15 protein-coding genes and 1 pseudogene are annotated in these 17,670 nt (G+C 67.7%); 11 read left to right on the forward strand and 5 right to left on the reverse strand.

Annotated features, from left to right (window positions below):
• From ABT288_RS45285 to ABT288_RS45310, 6 genes are all read left to right on the forward strand, one after another.
• Positions 1–408: integrase core domain-containing protein (locus ABT288_RS45285; RefSeq protein ID WP_351621495.1), on the forward strand; the 408-nt coding region annotated here is incomplete at its 5' end.
• Positions 409–626: 218 nt separating this feature from the next.
• A complete protein-coding gene (locus ABT288_RS45290; RefSeq protein WP_351621498.1) occupies positions 627–1,055 on the forward strand; it encodes a hypothetical protein in 429 nt (142 codons plus the stop codon).
• Between the two features lie 207 nt (positions 1,056–1,262).
• On the forward strand, positions 1,263–1,451 hold the full coding sequence (locus ABT288_RS45295) for a hypothetical protein (protein ID WP_351621501.1): 189 nt from the start codon (positions 1,263–1,265) through the stop codon (positions 1,449–1,451).
• A gap of 363 nt (positions 1,452–1,814) precedes the next feature.
• Positions 1,815–2,177 carry a MarR family winged helix-turn-helix transcriptional regulator gene (locus ABT288_RS45300; RefSeq protein ID WP_351621525.1) on the forward strand — a complete coding sequence of 121 codons (363 nt, stop codon included), beginning with the start codon at positions 1,815–1,817 and terminating at the stop codon, positions 2,175–2,177.
• Positions 2,174–3,607, forward strand: coding sequence for an MFS transporter (locus ABT288_RS45305; RefSeq protein ID WP_351621504.1), 1,434 nt, complete (start codon positions 2,174–2,176; stop codon positions 3,605–3,607). The genes ABT288_RS45300 and ABT288_RS45305 overlap by 4 nt, the downstream gene beginning before the upstream one ends.
• Positions 3,608–3,640: 33 nt before the next feature.
• Positions 3,641–3,934: a DUF1330 domain-containing protein gene (locus ABT288_RS45310; protein ID WP_351621507.1), complete on the forward strand. Its 294-nt coding sequence runs from the start codon at positions 3,641–3,643 to the stop codon at positions 3,932–3,934.
• A 127-nt stretch (positions 3,935–4,061) separates the two neighbouring features.
• On the opposite strand, the gene ABT288_RS45315 is transcribed toward ABT288_RS45310, so the two are convergent.
• Complete coding sequence (locus ABT288_RS45315; protein WP_351621528.1) at positions 4,062–4,352, reverse strand: transposase family protein; 291 nt, start codon at positions 4,350–4,352, stop codon at positions 4,062–4,064.
• Positions 4,353–5,786: 1,434 nt separating this feature from the next.
• Here ABT288_RS45315 and ABT288_RS45320 point away from each other — a divergent pair.
• A complete protein-coding gene (locus tag ABT288_RS45320; protein WP_351621531.1) occupies positions 5,787–7,733 on the forward strand; it encodes a galactose oxidase family protein in 1,947 nt (648 codons plus the stop codon).
• 132 nt (positions 7,734–7,865) lie between these two features.
• Here the strand turns inward: ABT288_RS45320 and ABT288_RS45325 are convergent, their stop codons facing one another.
• On the reverse strand, positions 7,866–9,371 hold the full coding sequence (locus tag ABT288_RS45325; protein WP_351621510.1) for an FAD-dependent monooxygenase: 1,506 nt from the start codon (positions 9,369–9,371) through the stop codon (positions 7,866–7,868).
• 233 nt (positions 9,372–9,604) lie between these two features.
• Here ABT288_RS45325 and ABT288_RS45330 point away from each other — a divergent pair, with 233 nt between their 5' ends.
• Positions 9,605–10,165 carry a TetR/AcrR family transcriptional regulator gene (locus tag ABT288_RS45330; RefSeq protein ID WP_351621513.1) on the forward strand — a complete coding sequence of 187 codons (561 nt, stop codon included), beginning with the start codon at positions 9,605–9,607 and terminating at the stop codon, positions 10,163–10,165.
• A 615-nt stretch (positions 10,166–10,780) separates the two neighbouring features.
• Here ABT288_RS45330 and ABT288_RS50440 read toward each other — a convergent pair.
• Together ABT288_RS50440 and ABT288_RS45340 are read right to left on the reverse strand one after the other, a co-directional pair.
• Positions 10,781–11,062: pseudogene (locus tag ABT288_RS50440) on the reverse strand (transposase); the annotation flags it as partial.
• Between the two features lie 141 nt (positions 11,063–11,203).
• Positions 11,204–12,592, reverse strand: a complete 1,389-nt coding sequence (locus tag ABT288_RS45340) for an MFS transporter (protein WP_351621536.1) — start codon at positions 12,590–12,592, stop codon at positions 11,204–11,206.
• A gap of 107 nt (positions 12,593–12,699) precedes the next feature.
• On the opposite strand from ABT288_RS45340, the gene ABT288_RS45345 reads away from it, so the two are divergent.
• Complete coding sequence (locus ABT288_RS45345; protein ID WP_351621516.1) at positions 12,700–13,272, forward strand: helix-turn-helix domain-containing protein; 573 nt, start codon at positions 12,700–12,702, stop codon at positions 13,270–13,272.
• A gap of 1,044 nt (positions 13,273–14,316) precedes the next feature.
• Here ABT288_RS45345 and ABT288_RS45350 read toward each other — a convergent pair.
• A complete protein-coding gene (locus tag ABT288_RS45350; protein ID WP_351621519.1) occupies positions 14,317–14,640 on the reverse strand; it encodes a hypothetical protein in 324 nt (107 codons plus the stop codon).
• 1,299 nt (positions 14,641–15,939) lie between these two features.
• Here ABT288_RS45350 and ABT288_RS45355 point away from each other — a divergent pair.
• Together ABT288_RS45355 and ABT288_RS45360 are read left to right on the forward strand one after the other, a co-directional pair.
• Complete coding sequence (locus ABT288_RS45355) at positions 15,940–17,238, forward strand: glycoside hydrolase family 15 protein (protein ID WP_351621538.1); 1,299 nt, start codon at positions 15,940–15,942, stop codon at positions 17,236–17,238.
• 76 nt (positions 17,239–17,314) lie between these two features.
• Positions 17,315–17,670 (forward strand): NAD(P)-binding protein (locus ABT288_RS45360; protein WP_351621522.1); only part of this gene is annotated, 356 nt, incomplete at its 3' end.

The following is a 17,670-nucleotide window of genomic DNA, read 5'->3' on the forward strand; positions in this document are numbered from 1 at the left end:
GCCTACAGCGAAGTCCTCAGCGACGAGAAGGCCGCGACCTGCGCGGCCTTCCTGAGCCGGGCCGCAGCCTTCTTCGCCACCTGCGGCATCGACCGGATCGAGCGCGTCCTGACGGACAACGCCTGGCCCTACCGCAAGAGCTTCGCCTGGCGGCAGGCACTGGCCGACCTCGGCGCGGCCGGCAAGCTCACCCGCATCTACCGACCGCAGACCAATGGCAAGGTCGAACGCTTCAACCGCACCCTGCTCGACGAGTGGGCCTACCTGCGGCCCTACGCCAGCAACGACGAACGCACGGCCGCCCTGGCAGACTTCCTGCACACCTACAACCACCACCGCTGCCACACCGCACTCGGCGGCCAACCACCGATCAGCCGCGTCAACAACGCTTCAGGTCAATACACCTAGTCGGTGCCCGGCTGCCGACGATGTCTTGCCGGAAGTGGTTCATCCGGCAGGATGCGGCATTCCTCACGAGGCGTCGTCGGCAATCCAATGCCGCAATCACTCAAAGATCACGTAACATCCAAGTCGAATTAACCAACTGCCGCAGTTGCCCGCTTAGTTGGAGAATTCTCCACACCTCGACCAAGGGTGACCGCGCAAGGGGGAAGGTAGAAACCAAGATGACGTCATCCCGTCTCCGCCGACGCGTCGCCGGAACCGCAGCCACCGTTCTTCTGATCGGTGCCGGCGCCCTGGCGACCGCGCCTTCGGCGGCGGCCAAGGCCAACCTGCTGTCCATCGACGAGGTGTCGCTGCACACCCCCGGCCTGCAGGTGAAGGTCACCTACTCCTGCGACGTCGGCATGGACCACGAACTCGTGGCCAACGCGACGACGCTCAACCACGGCCCCCACGACCAGCGCATCGCTGCGGGCACGGTCAAGAAGGACCAGCTGGTCTGCGACTACAACGACCATGTCGCGCTGGTGACCATGCGCCCGGCCGCAGGCATGCACTTCGACAAGGGGGACAAGGTCAAGGTCACCGTCTTCTACTTCGACAACGACGGGTTCAGGTACGGCGACGAGGAGACGGTTGCCGTCCTGTAGGACGGGTTTCGCTGATGGTCCGGCCGTGCGGTATTCAGCCAGGTCCGACGGCTTCGTGTCATTCGTCGGCAACCCGCCTGCCACATCACCGAGGCCCGGCTACACAAGCAGGCTGGGGTGACGTCCTGTCGTCCCCGGACAGTGATGGCCGGTCGGTGGGGGTAGTTGGGGGGCAATTGGGACGGGTACTGAACCATCAACCTGGCGGTGCTACCCACAGCCATCGTCGTGTGGCGGCTGCGGCGGCGTACGGAGGCTCGCAGCCGCTTCGACGAGAAGCTGACCGTTGTCAACGTCCTGGCACTGGGCGTCCTGATCGCACCTACCCCGGCCGACCGGGGAAGCCTGGACATCCTGGGGCAGCTCGCGGACGGCGTCACGCAGGCCGGCCGATGAGCCACAGGCGCGCGCAAAGGCCGGGCGCCGGCGGCCAGGCGCCCGCCGGCGCAGCGGCGCACCCGCAAGGCCGGGCAAGCGCCGTCAGCGCGCGAATGACCGGCTGATCGGTCTCCTCATACCGGTGGCCCTGGTCGTCGCCTGGTCGTGCCCGTCGTCAACTGGTTGCTGATCAACTGAGACGTCACCGGCTCCCAGCGGTCGAGGCCGCCCGCGCCAGTCGCCCCTTTCCATAAACTATGAATATAAAAATGCTATGCTTCGAGCATGAGTCGTCAAGACATCGCTCCTGGCGCGTCCGCCGCCATCGGGGCAGCCCTCTACGGCCTGGCCACCAGGGCCGCGAGACGCCTGCCCCGGGACATGAGCCTGACGTCCGCCGCCACCCTGGCCACCCTGGACCGGACCGGTCCGCGGCGCATCACCGATCTGGCCGCGGTCGAGGGCGTCACCCAGCCCGCGATGACCGCCCTGGTCCGGGTGATGGAGGAGTCCGGCCTGGTCGAGCGGCGGGGCGACGCGTCCGACAAGCGGGTCACGCTGGTGTGCCTGACCGAGGCCGGCGCCTCCTATGTCCGGACGCGGCGCCAGGCGGGCGTTCACGCGTTCGAGCGGTTGATCGGCGAGCTCACCGGCGAAGAGGTCGAGGCGCTGGTGGCGGCCCTTCCGGCGCTGAAGCAGCTGGCAGAGCTCGAAAGCCAGGACCGCGAAGGGCCGAAGCAGTGACCGGGCAGCCGGTCGGCGGGGTCGCGGTGAAGGCGTTCCCGGTGGCGCGTTCCGAGGCGCGGCTGCTGGTCCCCGCCCTGATGTTCATCGCTCTGGTCGTGGCGGCGGTCGCCAGCCTCGGGACGCCGCTCATCACCAGCGTGGCGACCTCGTTCCACGTCTCGCTCGGCAGCGCGCAGTGGACGCTGACCGTCGCGCTGCTCAGCGGCGCCGTCGCCACGCCGGTCCTGGGCCGGCTCGGAGCCGGCCCGCACCGGCGGGCCACGATCCTCACCACGCTGGCGGTCGTCGTCGCCGGCAGCACGCTCACCGTGCTGCCGCTGCCGTTCGCGTGGCTGCTGGCCGGCAGGGCGGCCCAGGGCGTCGGGCTCGGGCTGACCGCGCTGATGATGGGCGTGGCCCGGGACCACCTCCCCGAGGAGCGCAGCGCGGCCGTGATCGCCCTGATCTCGGTGGTCTCGATCATCGGGGCCGGCGTCGGCTACCCGCTGGCCGCACTGCTCGCCGAGCTCGGCGGGGTACGGGCCGCCTACGGCCTCGGCCTGGTCGTCACCGCCGCCGCCCTCCTGACCGCGTGGCGCTCCATGCCCGAAGCCCCCGAAGGCCGCTCCGCCCACGTGGACGTGGCAGGCGCGATCGTCCTGGCCGCTGCGCTGCTCCTGGTGCTGTTCCTCGCCGGCGAACGGAATCTGTGGAGCCGGCACCTCGCCGTGGCGGCGGGCCTCGCCGTCGTCGCGGTGGTGCTGCTCTGCGTCTGGGCCGTCATCGAGCTGCGCAGCACGACGCCCCTGGTCGATGTGCGGGCGGTGCGGCACCCGGCGGTCGCCGGGGCGAACCTCGCCATGTTCGTCGGCGGGATCGGCATGTACCTCCTGCTCACGCTCATCACCCGGTACGCGCAGACGCCGCACGGCGCCGGCTACGGCTTCGGGCTGACGACCTTCGTCGCCGGGCTGGTCCTCATCCCGTTCTCGGTGCTGGGGTTCGTCGCCGGCAAGCTCGCGCCGCGGGTCCGGACGCGGATCGCCGACCCCCTGCTCCTGGCCGGCAGCGCCGTCGTGACCGGCGGCGGGTTCGCCCTGTTCGCGGCGGCCCGGTCGGACCTGGCCGAACTGTTCGCGGCGATGGGCGTGCTCGGCTTCGGCGTCGGCGGCTTCTCGGCCGCGATGCCCGGCGTCATCCTGGCCGTCACCCCCAAGAGCGAGACGTCGAGCGCCATGAGCTTCAACTACGTCGTCCGCAGCGTCGGGTACTCCCTGGGCAGTGCCATCGGCGGCCTGATCCTCGCCGCGGGCACCGGCCCCGGCCACCTCTTCCCCGACGACAGCGCCTACACCACCGCGGCGCTGGTCGGCGTCGGCGCCATGGCGATCACGACGCTGACAAGCCTCGCTCTCGCCCGCCGACGCTCGTCCGAGACCAACCCGTAAGTCAGATGCACTCATCCCAACACAGGAGGTTCCATGCCCAAGGGCTACTGGGTCAGCGTCTACCGCACCATTTCAGACCCTGAGAAGCTGGCTGCTTACAACAAACTGGCCGGTCCGGCCGTCAAGGCCGGGGGCGGTCGGGTCCTCGTCCGTGGCGGTCGGGTCGTGGCGCATGACGCCGGAATCGCCGAGCGCACCATCCTGATCGAGTTCGACAGCTTCGAGCAGGCCGTCGCGGCGCGCGAGAGTGCGGCCTACCAGGAGGCGCTGGCCGCCCTCTCCGACGGCGTCGAGCGCGACTTCCGCATCGTCGAAGGCATCGACTGACCGAGGTCCAGTCGGATCTTCACTGAAGATCCACCATCCTGGTTTTCGCTGGTGCGGCTGCTGGTGTGGCGAGGTTCGTGGGTGCTCGTGCTGGTCGTGGGCGGCTGTCTTCGGTCTTGATCGTCTGTCAGCGGTCGAGTTCGAGGTTCGTCAGGACGAGCAGGGCGCGGAGCAGGTTGGTGGCGCGGGCGGGGCTCGGGCGGAGTTTGGTGAGGATGCGCCAGGTCTTCAGGTGCCCGAAGCCGTGCTCGACGGGGGCGCGGCCGACGGCGATGATCCGGTTGGCGGTCTTCTGGCCGGTGGTGAGCTTGCGGGCGCGGGTGGCCTTGTAGCCGGTGACGACGACTTGGTCGTTGCAGTCCTTGTCGAGGCCGAGGAAGCCCAGGTCGGCCAGGACGCCGAGGCCGGCGGCTTTCAGGGTGCTCGACGATGTGGTCGTGGCGGGCGGCGGTGATGTCGTGGGTGCGCCCGGGCCTCGCGGCGGAGATCCAGATCAGGCGTCCGCGTTCGTCGGTGAGCGCGAGGAAGTGCGGGCCGTGGCGTTTGTGCTTCCCCGAATAGGTTCAGACCGGTGGCACTGCGCCGGGCGGGTTGTTCGATGGTGGGACCGGTGCGCCTCCGCGTAGAACGGCCACTGACGAGGCCTTTGGTGCACCTGGCGGCCGGTTCCACAACCGCGGTGGCGGCCGCGTACGGCTTTCGGGGTAATGCCTTTGACACTTCTGGCTTGCGAAGCCTCCATCACGAGGTATTCGACGCCGTCCGTGCCGGCGGCGCTGCCGCAGCACCCGCGCGACCACCGCTCTTCCGCCAAGAGGTTCGCGTAGCCGCCCACGACCATGGCAGCATTCCCGCCCGGGCGGCGGCGTTCACCACTCGATGGACGTCGCCACTGCTGGTGCACACCCGCACGGTGTCCGCGTACGGCGGCCGACACCCAGCAGGGAGCTGCTGGGGCCCCGACAAGACGGCGATCCGGTCGGCCCGCAGTCCACCCTGCCGGGGCCGCCACCAGCCCGTCAGCCGGCGACACCCCGAGCCTGAGCTCTGCTGATGAAGCGGCACCCCCTGATGGCACCCCTTGATGGCAGACCTTGTGGGCAGCGGACCCCCGGAGCCACCGCATTCGAGTTGCGGTCGGCAACAGCCACGCCGCACGGTGGACAGAGGGCGGTCATGCGTGGGTACATGCCGGCGGCCGGGCGTGCTTCCGGGAGAGCTCATGGGTCGATGGGCCCGCAGCCGGATCACTCGAAAGGCACCCAGTGAACGCTGCACACCGACAACACCGGCGCGGACGAATATTCCTCGCTGCTGGGGGCGGAACATGGCTTTCCATGCTGCGGGCGCCCCCTGTACCACTGGTCAGGCGATGGTCGGCGATGTGCAGGCCCGGCGAGCGGCTGACGCTCGTACCGGAGATATGCAAGGCGTTCAGGTGCGGTTACTTGTCAGTATCGGGCTCACGAGTGTCACTCGTGAGAGTCAATCCAATTCCCTTTTCCTGCAAGGGGGTTTCTGTGCGCGGATCCATCCCTGTTCATCACCGTAATCAGCTTCGTATCCTGCTCCGCTCCACCCTTGGGGTAATCCGGTGTGTCCAATGATGATATGGATCCTTGAATCACACTTGCCACCATCAGCAGAATTCGGACCCGATTTCTGTCCCTGAACGAAAGGGTGTGGAATGCGGTCTGTTCGATCGCCCCTTCATCGAAGGTGTATGCGTACGCCCCTTTTCATGGTCGCCGCGTGCGCGGTCATTCCCTCTCTCGTCCCCGTTGGGTACGGCAACACATCATCCTCGACGTTGTTCGGTGACCCTCATCGTTCCCGGGACGCGCGTCACGTGATGGTGCCGCTCGCTGCGACGGTGCCACCTCCCCCGACCCTGGACACGACCGGATTCACCGCGTCCGCCAGCGACGAGGAGGGCGACAACAAGCCCAGCAACGTGCTGGACAAGAACCCAGGAACCATCTGGCACAGCAAATGGTCGGGCACCCCTGCTCCGTTGCCACACTGGATCACCATCGACATGCACCAGACTCAGGTGGTGTCCGCACTCGTCTACCAGCCCCGCCAGGACGGAAACAGCAACGGCAACATCGGCGCCTACACCATAACGACAAGCCTGGATGGGACGAACTTCGGCGCCGCCGTCGCATCCGGCACGCTCGCCGATGACACGACCATCAAGACGTTGAGCTTCGTGCCCACAAAGACCCGGTTCATACGGTTGACCGCCCAGAGCGAGGCCGGCAACCGCGGACCATGGACCTCCGCCGCAGAAATCAACCTGCTCGGCGACCCCGGCATACCGCCGACTCCGGGTGACCCCTCGACCGTGGGTTCCTGGGGCCAGGTCACCGGGTTCCCGCTCGTTCCTGTCGCCGCCGCCCTGTTGCCGAACAACAAACTGCTGACGTGGTCGTCCTTCAAGCCCTACGACTTCGTTGGCGGCAGCGGCTACACCCAAACGGCGATCATGGACCTCACCACCGGCCAGGTGACCCAACGCACCATCAGTAACACGAAGCACGACATGTTCTGCCCGGGAATCGCAAGACTGGCCGACGGCGGCATCCTGGTCACAGGCGGCAACGATGACACCAAGGCGAGCATCTACACCCCGAAGACCGATATGTGGTCGTCCACGGCCGACATGAACATCCCACGCGGCTACCAGGCCATGACACTGCTCTCCAATGGCGACGCCTTCGTGATCGGCGGCTCATGGAAAGACAAGCTGGGCAACAAGGACGGAGAAGTGTGGTCGGCCAGTACCGGAACCTGGCGCAAGCTGCCTGGTGTACCGGCACAGCCCACACTCACCGCAGATCCCGACGGAGTCTACCGAGCAGACAACCACGAGTGGCTCTATGCGACCTCCGAGGGACGCGTGCTGCAGATGGGCCCGAGCAAGGAGATGCACTGGATCGACACCCGAGACGACGGCACCATCACCGACGCGGGACCGCGCGGCGACAGCGACGACGCGATGAACGGCAACGCCGTCGCATACGACATCGGGAAGATCCTCACCCTGGGCGGGGCGACCGCCTACGAGAACGCAGACGCCAGCAACCGCGCCTACACCATCGACACCACCAAGAAAGACGCCGCGGGAAACCCCGTCGTGGCACGGACCGGGGACATGCAGTCGGCCAGGGCGTTCAGCAACAGCGTCGTTCTCCCCGACGGCAAAGTGCTCGCTATCGGCGGCCAGTCCCACGCCGTCCCCTTCTCTGACAGCAACTCGGCCATGACCCCGGAACTGTGGGACCCTGCTACCGGCAAATTCACTGCCATGGCGCCGATGGCCGTGCCCAGGAACTACCACAGCGTGGCCATCCTGCTGCCCGACGGCCGGGTATTCAGCGGCGGCGGGGGCCTGTGCGGCAACGACGGCTGCAAAGAAGGCCCAAGCAACAACCATGCCGACGGTCAGATCTTCACCCCGCCCTACCTGCTGAACCCGGACGGCTCGCCGAAACCTCGACCGAGCATCACCAACGCGCCGGACACCGTGGCGCACGGCCGCACCGTCCAGGTAACCGCCGACCAGGCGGTGCAATCCTTCGTGCTCGTACGCGCCGGCGAGGCGACGCACTCGGTCGACAACGACCAGCGCCGCGTGCCGCTGTCCGCCGGTGCCCCTCGAAGCGCCCCTCAGGGCACCACGTACCCGGTCACCATCCCCACAGACCCAGGGATCGCCCTTCCAGGCAGTTACATGCTCTTCGCATTCGACACCAGCGGCGTACCGAGCATTGCAAAGATGATCAACATCAGCTGACTCAGCCGTTTCCAACCTCACGCTGACGCGTGGTGAAGGACGAGGACGGCTTTCCCGGTGTGGGTAATGCGGTTGTCCAGCCCGGCTGCGAGTGCCTCGGCAGCAATCGCCGCCATGTGCAGGACGGCGTCGTCAGTCGGAGCGACCCGTACCGTCCCCCAACCAGCGTGACATGGCGGCTTCCAGGCCCACGAGGTCACTGGCGGCAGACGCCCTCGCTACGAAGCCGTCGGGACGTACCAGCAGGCCGTTCGCCCCGACGCGGTCCGAACCGCCCCGGACCAGCTCCAGACGCCCGGTGTACGGCTCGGCCAGGGCTGCCAGCCGGTCGTCCCCGGCGAGATCGACGAGCAGGGCCCGGCCCTCATGGGTGCGGTCGGAGAGCCATGTGCCGTCATCCAGCCGGAGGTTGGGCATCGTCATGCCGACCAGCGGATGGCCGTTCCCCAGGTCGTAGCGCTGCCACAGACCGGAGATCCGCTTCACGTAGTAGGTCGCCCCGTCCCGTGTACCGAGGAAATCGGTGGCCACATCCCTGAGGGCACGGCTGTAGGCGTCGCCGCGCATCACCGCCACCTGTGCACGGGTCCAGTCGAGCACCCAGGCGCCGATCGGGTGCCGTTCGCTGGAGTAGGTGTCGAGCAGGTCCTCGGGCGCCCGCCCCTGCACGGTGGCGGCGAGCTTCCAGCCGAGATTGACGGCATCGCCGATTCCCAGGTTCAGTCCCTGGCCGCTGAACGGTGAGTGCACGTGGGCGGCGTCGCCGCAGAGCAGCACGCGACCGCGCCGGTACGTCGTCGCCTGCCGCGCGTTGTCCGTGAAGCGCGTGCCGAAGGTGAGCGTGGTCATGCGGACGTCGGCGCCGCTGACGCGCCGTAGGCTGGCCTGCATCTCGGCCGCGGTGACCGGCGCTTCGCGGTCCGCCGGGGGACCGTCCAGCTCGACGGTGCGCACCTGGCCCAGGCTCGGCCCGAGGATGTAGACACCGGTGGGAGTGTGCTGCCAGCCTCGCCCCAGGTGCTCCGCCCCCTCGATGGTGCCCATCGCATGCCGGACCGTGATCTGCGGGTCCGTGCCGGGAAACTCGAAGTCCCCTTGCCGGCGAACCAGGCTGCGGCCTCCGTCGCAGCCGACGAGCCACGCCGCGCGCACGTGGTCCCCGCTGTGCAGGTGAACGGTGACACCGGCATCGTCCTCGTCGAAGCCACGGACCTCGACCCCGCGCCGTACCTCGACGCCCAGCTCCGCCGCACGCTCACCGAGGACCCGCTCCACCTCGGCCTGCGGGACCGGCACATACCAATCCGGGCCACGTCCGCGCAGGCTGGGGTCCTGCTCGTCGACTGGTCCGGACGGGACCTGAATCCCGCCGAAGTGCCCGACGAAAGGCGGCCGCTTCCCCTCGGCCTGCAGCGACTGCCTCCCCGCCACGGCCTGCATCGCGGCAAGCAGGCCACGTCGCTCGAAGGCCTCGGCGGAGGCAGTGTTGAACGCGCCCGCCTTGGGCGCGGTGTCGAGCTCAGTCCGCCGCTCGACGACCACCACCCGGACCCCCACCAGCCGCAGTTCCGTGGCGAGCATCAAGCCGACCGGCCCGGCGCCTACCACGAGTACGTCGTAGTCCATCGTCATCGACATCTGGGTTTCCTTTCTCAGGGACATCTGGTTCTTCGTCTCTCCGGGCAGGGCGCCGACGGTGACCGCGAAGGCCAGGCGCCATGCGGCGGGCCGATGCGGTCGGGGTCCGGGAGCGCGGGCGCGGTTCCGTGGCGAAGGCTCACGGACAGGCCCTTAAGATAGAGAGCTTTATCTTGCGGCTCTCAGGCTAGGATGTCGCGATAAGAAAGGCAACCCTTTCCAAAGGGGGATCGATGGCTGAGCGACGCCGCGGAGCGGCACTGGAGAAGGCACTTCTCGACGCGGCCTGGGAAGAACTCGCGGACCACGGCTACGCCGGATTCACCATGGACGCCGTCGTTCGGCGCGCGGGCACCAGCCCGCCCGTGCTCTACCGTCGCTGGTCGGGCCGCGACCAACTCGTCCGGGCGGCCATCGCCCACATCCTCGAGCAGTCCCGAGTCGACATCCCCGACACCGGCAGTCTGCGCGAGGACGTCCTCACCCTCATGCGGACGATCAACGCCACCCGCGTCCAGCTCGTCACCGTCATGAACGTGCACCTGGCCGGCTACTACCAGGAGACCGGCACCAGCCCCGGCGACCTCCTCGCCGCAGCACGTGAGAAGACCGCCGACGTCCTCTTCGACCGCGCCGTCGCCCGCGGCGAGGTCAAACCGGAACACCTCAGCGCACGCATCAAGTCCCTCCCCTTCGACCTGCTGCGCCACGAGATCCTCACGACCTTCGCCCCCGCGCCCGACCACGTCCTCGAAGAGATCGTCGATACGATCTTCCTCCCCCTCGTGCGCTGACCCCGGCACCTCTCACAGGAGCCCTCTGCACGAAGAGGATCACTCAGTGGCAGGGAAGATCCTCCGGACCTCGGATCGGTTCGCGCAACTCGTTCTCCAGCTTCGTCTCCACTCCGTCCTTGGACTGCGCGGTTCGGGAGCCGGAACAGGGCTCGGGCCACAGGCTGCCAGGGCCGCGCGGCGCGCCGCCGAGTTCGAGGAGAACGAGACGGCCCCTCGCGTAACCGGCCATGTTGGTCCGGGCCGGGTCCCGACCCGACCCGACCCGAAGATCACGCTGCAGATGCTGCTCTGCGGCACACCAGCGTGGTGTTCAACTCAACCAGGGAGTACTACGACGACGGGGGGGGACAAACCGGAGCCACACCAACACCAACTCACGTGCCGACGCCGGGCTGCTGATCGACAAGGCCATCCGACACCCCTCCCGGATCTCCACCGGCGCAGACCCGACCCCCGACAACCCAGGTCCTCCGCACACGAATCTTCTGACTGACGAGCGGCAAGCTCCTGCCCGTCTCGCTGTCCCCCGAGTTGTGCACGCCGCATCCCAAAACCGGACAGAGATCGGGGATGTGGGCCGCAGGGGGCGCCCGGCGCCCGCCCGGCGGCGTCTGCAGCGTGCAGCTCGGCGAGCAGGATGTGGTGCAGCTTCTCGAAGACGCCGGCCTTGTGCCATCGACCCAGCCGGCGCCAGCAGGTCTGCCGGGAGCCGAACCCGAGCTCCAGGGGCAGCAGTTGCCAGCTGATGTCGTTGTGGAGCACGCACAGGATGCCCTGCAGGCACAGCCGGTCATCCACGGGCTTCGGACCTGGTGCCTTCCTGGGCCAGGACGGCAGCAACGGCTCGATCAGCATCCACAAGTCGTCGTCCACGAGCCACGGTCGGCTCCCCACACCCACGAACGGCGGAATCCTCTTACAAGCCACGCCCCACCAGCGCACGCCCACAAGATCGTGTGACGAGCTCTCAGCAGTTCGAGCAGCAGGCACTTCCTGATCCGGGTCGAACAATGCATGAGTTCCGACAGCGCTTCTTCATGTCTTCGCCCGTGGTGCATGGGCCGTGGTGATCAGGAGGAGTCCGCAGGCGGCGACCACGATCCAGCCCGGGTGCGAGGCGTGTGCGAGCCCCTCCGGGCCGGCATGCGCGACCAGGCCGCCCCCGAGGGCGATGCCGAGCGCCGAACCGAATTGTCGTGCGGTGGATGTGATCGCCCCGGCCACGCCGGCTCGGGTGGGAGGCAGCCCGTTGACCGCGGTGTTGGTGAGCGGGGCGTTGGCGAAGCCGAACCCGATGCCGATGAGCAGGTAGGTCAGCAGGAGCAGGGGTACGCTCGTGTGCCGATCGAGCCCGACCAGGCACAGTCCGCCTGCCGTGATGAAGCCGCCGGCCAGGGTCAGCGGCAGCCGCGGTCCGATGCGACCGACCAGACGGCCGGACCAGGGTGCGCAGACCGTTGCGCCGACGGCCATGGGCAGGGTCGCCACTCCGGCGGCAAGTGGTGTGAATCCCCGCGTGTTTTGCAGGTAGAGAGTATTGAGCAGCAGCGTCACGTTCAGCGCGACGAAGACCGCCACGGCGCCCAGCACCGCGCTGCTGAACACCGGACTACGAAAGAGGCGCAGATCCATCAGCGGCGCATGTCGGCGAGACTCGACACATACGAATCCGGCCGTCGCGAGGGAAGCGAACCCATAGGCGGTCAGCGCGGCGGGCGACGTCCAGCCGATGCGCGGCCCTTCGATGAGGGCCCCGACCCAGACCCCGATGACCACGGTCAGCAGGACCTGACCCGGTACGTCGAGCCGCTGCGCCTGCGGCGCCCGGGACTTGGGCACGAACACCGCGCTGAGCACCAGGGCACTCACGAGGACCGGGACGTTGATCCAGAACAGTGACCGCCAGCCGAACCACGCGAGGAGAGCGCCACCCGTGACCGGTCCGACGGCCATGCTGAGCCCGAAAACAGACGCCCAGACGCCAATCGCCTGAGCGCGCTCCCTCGGGTCGGGCATCGCGTTCACCACGATCGCGAGAGCCACGGGACTCAGCATCGAGGCGCCGATGCCCTGAACGGCACGGGCAGCGACGAGCGCGCCAACGGAAGGCGCGATCGCGCAGAGCAGCGAGGCCACCCCGAACACGACCAACCCGGACTGGAAGATCCGTCGGCGTCCGAACCGGTCCGCCAGCGCGCCGGAGGTGATGAGCAGACCAGCCAGGACGATGGTGTACGCGTCGACGGTCCACTCGAGACTGCGAGTTCCGACGCTCAGGCCGCGCCCGATGGCCGGCAGGCCCACGTTGACGATGGTGGTGTCCAGGCCCACCAGGAACATACTCAGGCAGCAGACGGCCAGCACCGTCCAGCGCCTGCGCACGCTCAGAGCGGGCGGTATTGGGTGAGTCGTCGTCGCAGTCATTGGTCGCCTCTCGCATCCGGGAGTACCTGCCCGGCAAGGCTCAGTCAGGCCGACAAGTACCGACCAGCGCTTTTGCGAGGACCGCAAGGAACCGCACACTGAACCACGTGGACGCAGAACTGGAGCAGATCCTCGACAACATCGGGCCACGGCTTCGCATGTTGCGCCGGGACCGAGGCCTCACGCTGGAGGCGCTGGCCACCACGACCGGGATCTCGGTGAGCACCCTGTCCCGTCTTGAGTCGGGCATACGGCGCCCGACCCTGGACCTGCTCATCCCGCTCGCGCGGGCGCACCGCGTCGCGCTCGACCAACTGGTGGCCGCACCGGCCACCGGTGACCCCCGGGCGCATCTGAAGCCCCTGCGCAGAGGTGACGGCAGCATCCTCGTGCCCCTGACCCAGTACCCGGGCCGGGTGCAGGTGTTCAAGCACGTGCTGGCTCCCCGCGAGCCGAAGCTGGTGACTCACGACGGCTACGAGTGGCTCTATGTCCTCGCAGGCGAGCTACGACTCATCCTCGGAGACCACGAATGCATTCTCCGCCCCGGCGAAGTCGCAGAGTTCGACACCAGAGAACCCCACTGGTTCGGTCCGGCGAACACGAGCGCCGTGGAGATCCTTCACTTGTTCGGACCCCGAGGCGACCAAGCCGTCGTCCGCGCGAGATCCCCGGCATGACCGCAACGCATAGCCCCGACGCGCTGAAGCGAGAGTGCCGTCCAAACTCGTGAAAATCGAACAACGCACCATTCCGCTGACACCCGTAGTCCCGAACACCCGCTGTCGAAGGTCGCACACACAACCGTTCGACCGCGGCGGCTGCTGACGAACCAGACGGTCCGACCGGGCGAAAGGTGACGGGGCCATGTGAAAATGGTTCTGTTCGCAGTTCCGTGAAGCCTTGTTGCCGTGGCCGGCCGGGGCCTTGGGCCGTAGGTATCGACACACATGATCAACCCATGGGCTCGATGCAAGCGGATGTGGCTCGGCCGTTTCCCGTCGGTGCCTTTCCTTTACTGAGCGGGCCCGTCAGGATGAACCCGTGCCCTATCCGTTCCTGGGCCTACGAGGATGACGCGTCCTCCTGAGGCCGGTGCTCGGCCTGGGCCGGGATGCGGGTGCGGAGAAGTTCGGAGAGGCCCGAAGCGCTGCATCGGTTCGGTCCGGCCTGCTCGGCCTGCCGGATCCACTCCGCAGCAGGCATCCGCGCCGGTGACGGACCAGGTCGGCGAACCCCCTCAGGGCTTGGTCGGTGGGCTTCCAGCCGGCCGGCCCGCTGTTGTGCTTCGAGTTGTCGGCCGACTAACGACGCAACGAGCAGCGAGCACTCCCCCAGCTCCGCCGGGACCTGCAACGCCGCGACCCATACTCCGTATCGGCCATCGGCCGAGAGAGCCCACCGGTCGACCGCTGCACGTCACGGTGCGCAGCCCCGTCGTGACCAGCTCGGCATGGGCCGCCGCACGTCAGATACCCCGGCCCCGACCCTGGCCACGTCCCGGCTTCGTCGGTGTGGGGCGAGAACGGTTGATGCCGAGTTCGGGCAACAGATGTCGATCAAGTGGGCCGCGAATGTCTCGAGTTCCGGGAACGCCTCGTCGGTGTGTCGGTCAATCGAAGCTGATCGAGGCCCGCCGTGGGCGAGTGGTGGGCGGCAGGGCTGGTGGTCAGCCGACTCCCCCTTGACCAGCAACTCGAGTCCCTGCGTTCCGTGCTTTCCCGTCACCACGTGTTGGCGGAAGTGCCGGCGCGAACTGCGGCATCGGGCCTGCCTGGGTGGTAAGTGACGGCTGATTGTCCGTTCCAGACGGTATGGAACGCGGCCACGGAGAGGCCTCCGGTCGGCGGCATCGAGGACTGCGACGTCTTCTGCTTCAGCAGCCGGCGCATCGTGCTCTCGGCGCGCAGGTCCCGCTGCGGCATCACCAGGTCGGGCCGCAGGCCGATCGCTTCGAGGACGTGGGCCGGGGCGTCGGCGATCCACTCGCCCACCACCGGCAGCGAGGTCGCGCCGGCCAGGACCGCGCACGCGGTCAGCCCCGGCACCACAACCAGGCGGTGGGGCAGCCCGCGCGGATCACGCGGGTGGCACCCGGCCCTGGCCGGCACCGGGAAACGTCGAGGCCGTAGCGGCAATGCGCTCGAGGACGTGCACCGGATCCGATCTCGTTCATGATCTGAATATCCCCGTGACGCGATCATTAGGAAAACAGAACTGAGGAGATCCACTCGCACACCATCAGGATTCGGCGCACAGTCATGCAACAGTGAACTTCATCCGATCACCCCAACCTCATGCGCAACATTGGAATTTCCTCTTGCGGCACCTACCCGGCTAGTTGTAGCCTGCGGTACGCAAAGATAAAGCCACACCAAGTGGCATATCCATCGCATGGAACGGCAACGTCTCAGACTGCTTCAAAATCTCTCCATGCCGTTCACTCAAAAGCCACTGTGGGACTGGCTACCGGAAAGTTTCCGCATCGCGCGCTTTCCGAGAAAACGGGGGGACGAAGGGATGCATTCCCTATTAACGCGATTACGGGAATGGCGTCGACTCGGACACATGTTTCAGAGTGTCATCGAAGGCCTGACGGCGTTGTCGTGCGCCATTCTCCTCGCCGCGCCCCCAGGGCGAGAACACAAGTCCCACATGGTCGGTGTGCCTGCCCGGCCCGGCAGGCGTGTGACACCGCCGGAGTCCCGCGGGCCTGCGCGCCGCCAGGAAAGTTGTGTGCAGGCACGGGTTCTGATGACCCTTCAGGCCACCGCAACTCGTCCGGTCAGGGGAAGTTCCGTGACTGCCCGCGCATCCGCCCGGACACTCCACGCGCGTGGCTCACGAGTGGCCTGCCGCACCCGTGCGGCCGCCACGGTACGGGCGATGGGCAGGGCGTGCCCCAGGTCGACCGAGTCGACCGGAACGCGCCCGCGGCCCACTCGGCGATCTCGATGGATCCCGCACACCGCTGGTGACACGGCAGAGGTCTGTGCGCCAGGCGACACCAGCAGCGATACCAACTCGCCGCCTGACACCATCGAAGTCCCTACGAGCAATCTGCACCCACTTCCGCGGTCCATCCAGCTTGATCGCACCGGAAGCCCACGCACCCCGTGCAGGCAACTCATGGACGCACTCGGCTCCAAGCCCTTCGATGCACGCGCCCAGGGCGCCGCCCGAATCCGATAGTTCCGCCCGAAACATGACGGGGGAGTTCAGCAATGTCCGAGAACACCACCACGCCCGCCCGCACCAACCGGCCGGCCGACACTTCCCGAGCGCGGACGGACGTCCAGGTCTCCGTTGCTCCGGCAGCGGTAGATCTACCGTCGCTCGTGCCCATCATGTATACGTACATGTTCCGGAACATCGCCAGTGACGGCTTCGTCTTCAGCGATCCGCAGTCGCCGGGCGACATTTCCCGGGACTCGAAGCCGGGTTGCATCATCGCCGCCCCGTCCTTCCCGGCCGACACCCCCGGCATCGACGAGGACTACGTCTTCAACTGGGTGCGCGACGGGGCCATCACGGCCATGGAGGTGGCCAAAGCCGACATGCCCACCCGCCCGGGTGGGACGGTGCAGACACTCAACGATTACGTGCAGTTCGCCGACCTCTGCCACTCCAACACCCAGCCGTCGTGGACCAAGGGTCACGCCTGCTTCAACATCGCCGGCGACGCCCGCCCGTGGACCGAGCAGAACGACGGTCCGGCCTTGCAGACGATCACCATCCTGGCCGCCTACGACCAGCTCGATCTCGGCACCCAGAAACGGGCGGTCGACCTGGTGAACTCGAACGTGGCCTACCTCCTCGCCGTCTACAAGGACCCCACCACAAACCTGTGGGAGGAGCACAACGGGTACAGCTTCTTCGCCCGCTCCGCCCAGCTGCGCTGCTTCGAGGAGATCCAGACCTCGACCATCGTCGGCATCGACAAGCCGACCGCGCTGCGCCCCGCCATCAAATGGCTGCGCCAGGCCCTCGCAGGCCACTGGGACGGGAGCAGGTACGTGAGCATGCTGGCCGACCCCGGTGACGGGGCCCAGCCCTCGCCCCAGAATCCGGTCGTCAGCGGTTACGACCCGAACATCGACATCGTCCAGTCGGCCGTCTACGGCGCCCTTCCCGTCACCGACACCAAACTGCTGGCCACAGCGGCCCAACTGCGCTCGCAGTGGGAGGAGGGCGGCATCGCCTTCTACCCGATCAACAAGGCCGACAAGGAAGCGTTCGGTATCGGGCCGCTGTTCGGCCGCTACCCGGGCGACGTCTACGACGGTGACACCGCGCACCCGGTGCTCGGCGGCCACCCCTGGGCCCTCTCCACGTGCAACGTCGCTGAGCTGCACTACAAGCTGGCCGCCGAGATCAAGTCGAGTGGCAAGGTACCGGTGGACGACCTGTCCGCCCCCTTCTTCGCCCAGTCCGGCATCGACGCGTCGACGCCCCCGGCGGCAGCCGCCGCCGCCTTGACGGCGACCGGTGACGCCATGGTGCGGGCCGTCATCTACCACAGTGACAACCTGGAGCTCTCCGAGCAGTTCGACGGCACCACCGGCTTCGAGCGCAGTGTCCACAACCTGACGTGGAGCTATGCCGCCTACCTGTCCGCCATGCGGGCCCGGGCCGAGGCCGTGTGACCTGTGGCCGACCGACTCCCATCCCCACCACCACACCGGTCCCGGCCGCGCCTGGCAGCGGAGGAGTGACTGTCCCATGTACGCGAAGTTCCCCGAGGGAGCGGCGAAGCGCACCGACCCCGCTGCGGCGGCCGAGGTTCTCTATGACGCCGTCATCGTCGGCGGCGGGATCTCCGGCGCCCTCATCGCCTCGCGACTGAGCGACGCCGGCAAGAAGGTACTGATACTGGAGGCGGGCCCGGCCGAGGACCTGACCCTGAGGGGCTACGAGGACTACCTCGACCGCTTCTACTCGGCTACCAGCAAGGACAACCAGTCCCCCTATCCGGCCATCCCGAACGCCCCGATGCCTCGCGGCACCGACGCGCGGCGCATCTTCCCGGGCACGTCCGATGCTTCGGCCTACCTCGTGCAGAGTGGGCCCTTGGCCAC

Source organism: Streptomyces sp. NPDC001093 (genome assembly GCF_040298985.1).
Taxonomy (GTDB): Bacteria; Actinomycetota; Actinomycetes; order Streptomycetales; family Streptomycetaceae; genus Streptomyces.

Coding starts and splice junctions, on each gene's coding strand:
- ABT288_RS45355 (WP_351621538.1), top strand. CDS start 15,940: ATGTATACGTACATGTTCCGGAACATCGCCAGTGACGGCTTCGTCTTC.
- ABT288_RS45300 (WP_351621525.1), top strand. CDS start 1,815: ATGAGCCTGACGTCCGCCGCCACCCTGGCCACCCTGGACCGGACCGGT.
- ABT288_RS45340 (WP_351621536.1), bottom strand. CDS start 12,592: ATGACTGCGACGACGACTCACCCAATACCGCCCGCTCTGAGCGTGCGC.
- ABT288_RS45330 (WP_351621513.1), top strand. CDS start 9,605: ATGGCTGAGCGACGCCGCGGAGCGGCACTGGAGAAGGCACTTCTCGAC.
- ABT288_RS45320 (WP_351621531.1), top strand. CDS start 5,787: ATGGTGCCGCTCGCTGCGACGGTGCCACCTCCCCCGACCCTGGACACG.
- ABT288_RS45325 (WP_351621510.1), bottom strand. CDS start 9,371: ATGTCGATGACGATGGACTACGACGTACTCGTGGTAGGCGCCGGGCCG.
- ABT288_RS45290 (WP_351621498.1), top strand. CDS start 627: ATGACGTCATCCCGTCTCCGCCGACGCGTCGCCGGAACCGCAGCCACC.
- ABT288_RS45310 (WP_351621507.1), top strand. CDS start 3,641: ATGCCCAAGGGCTACTGGGTCAGCGTCTACCGCACCATTTCAGACCCT.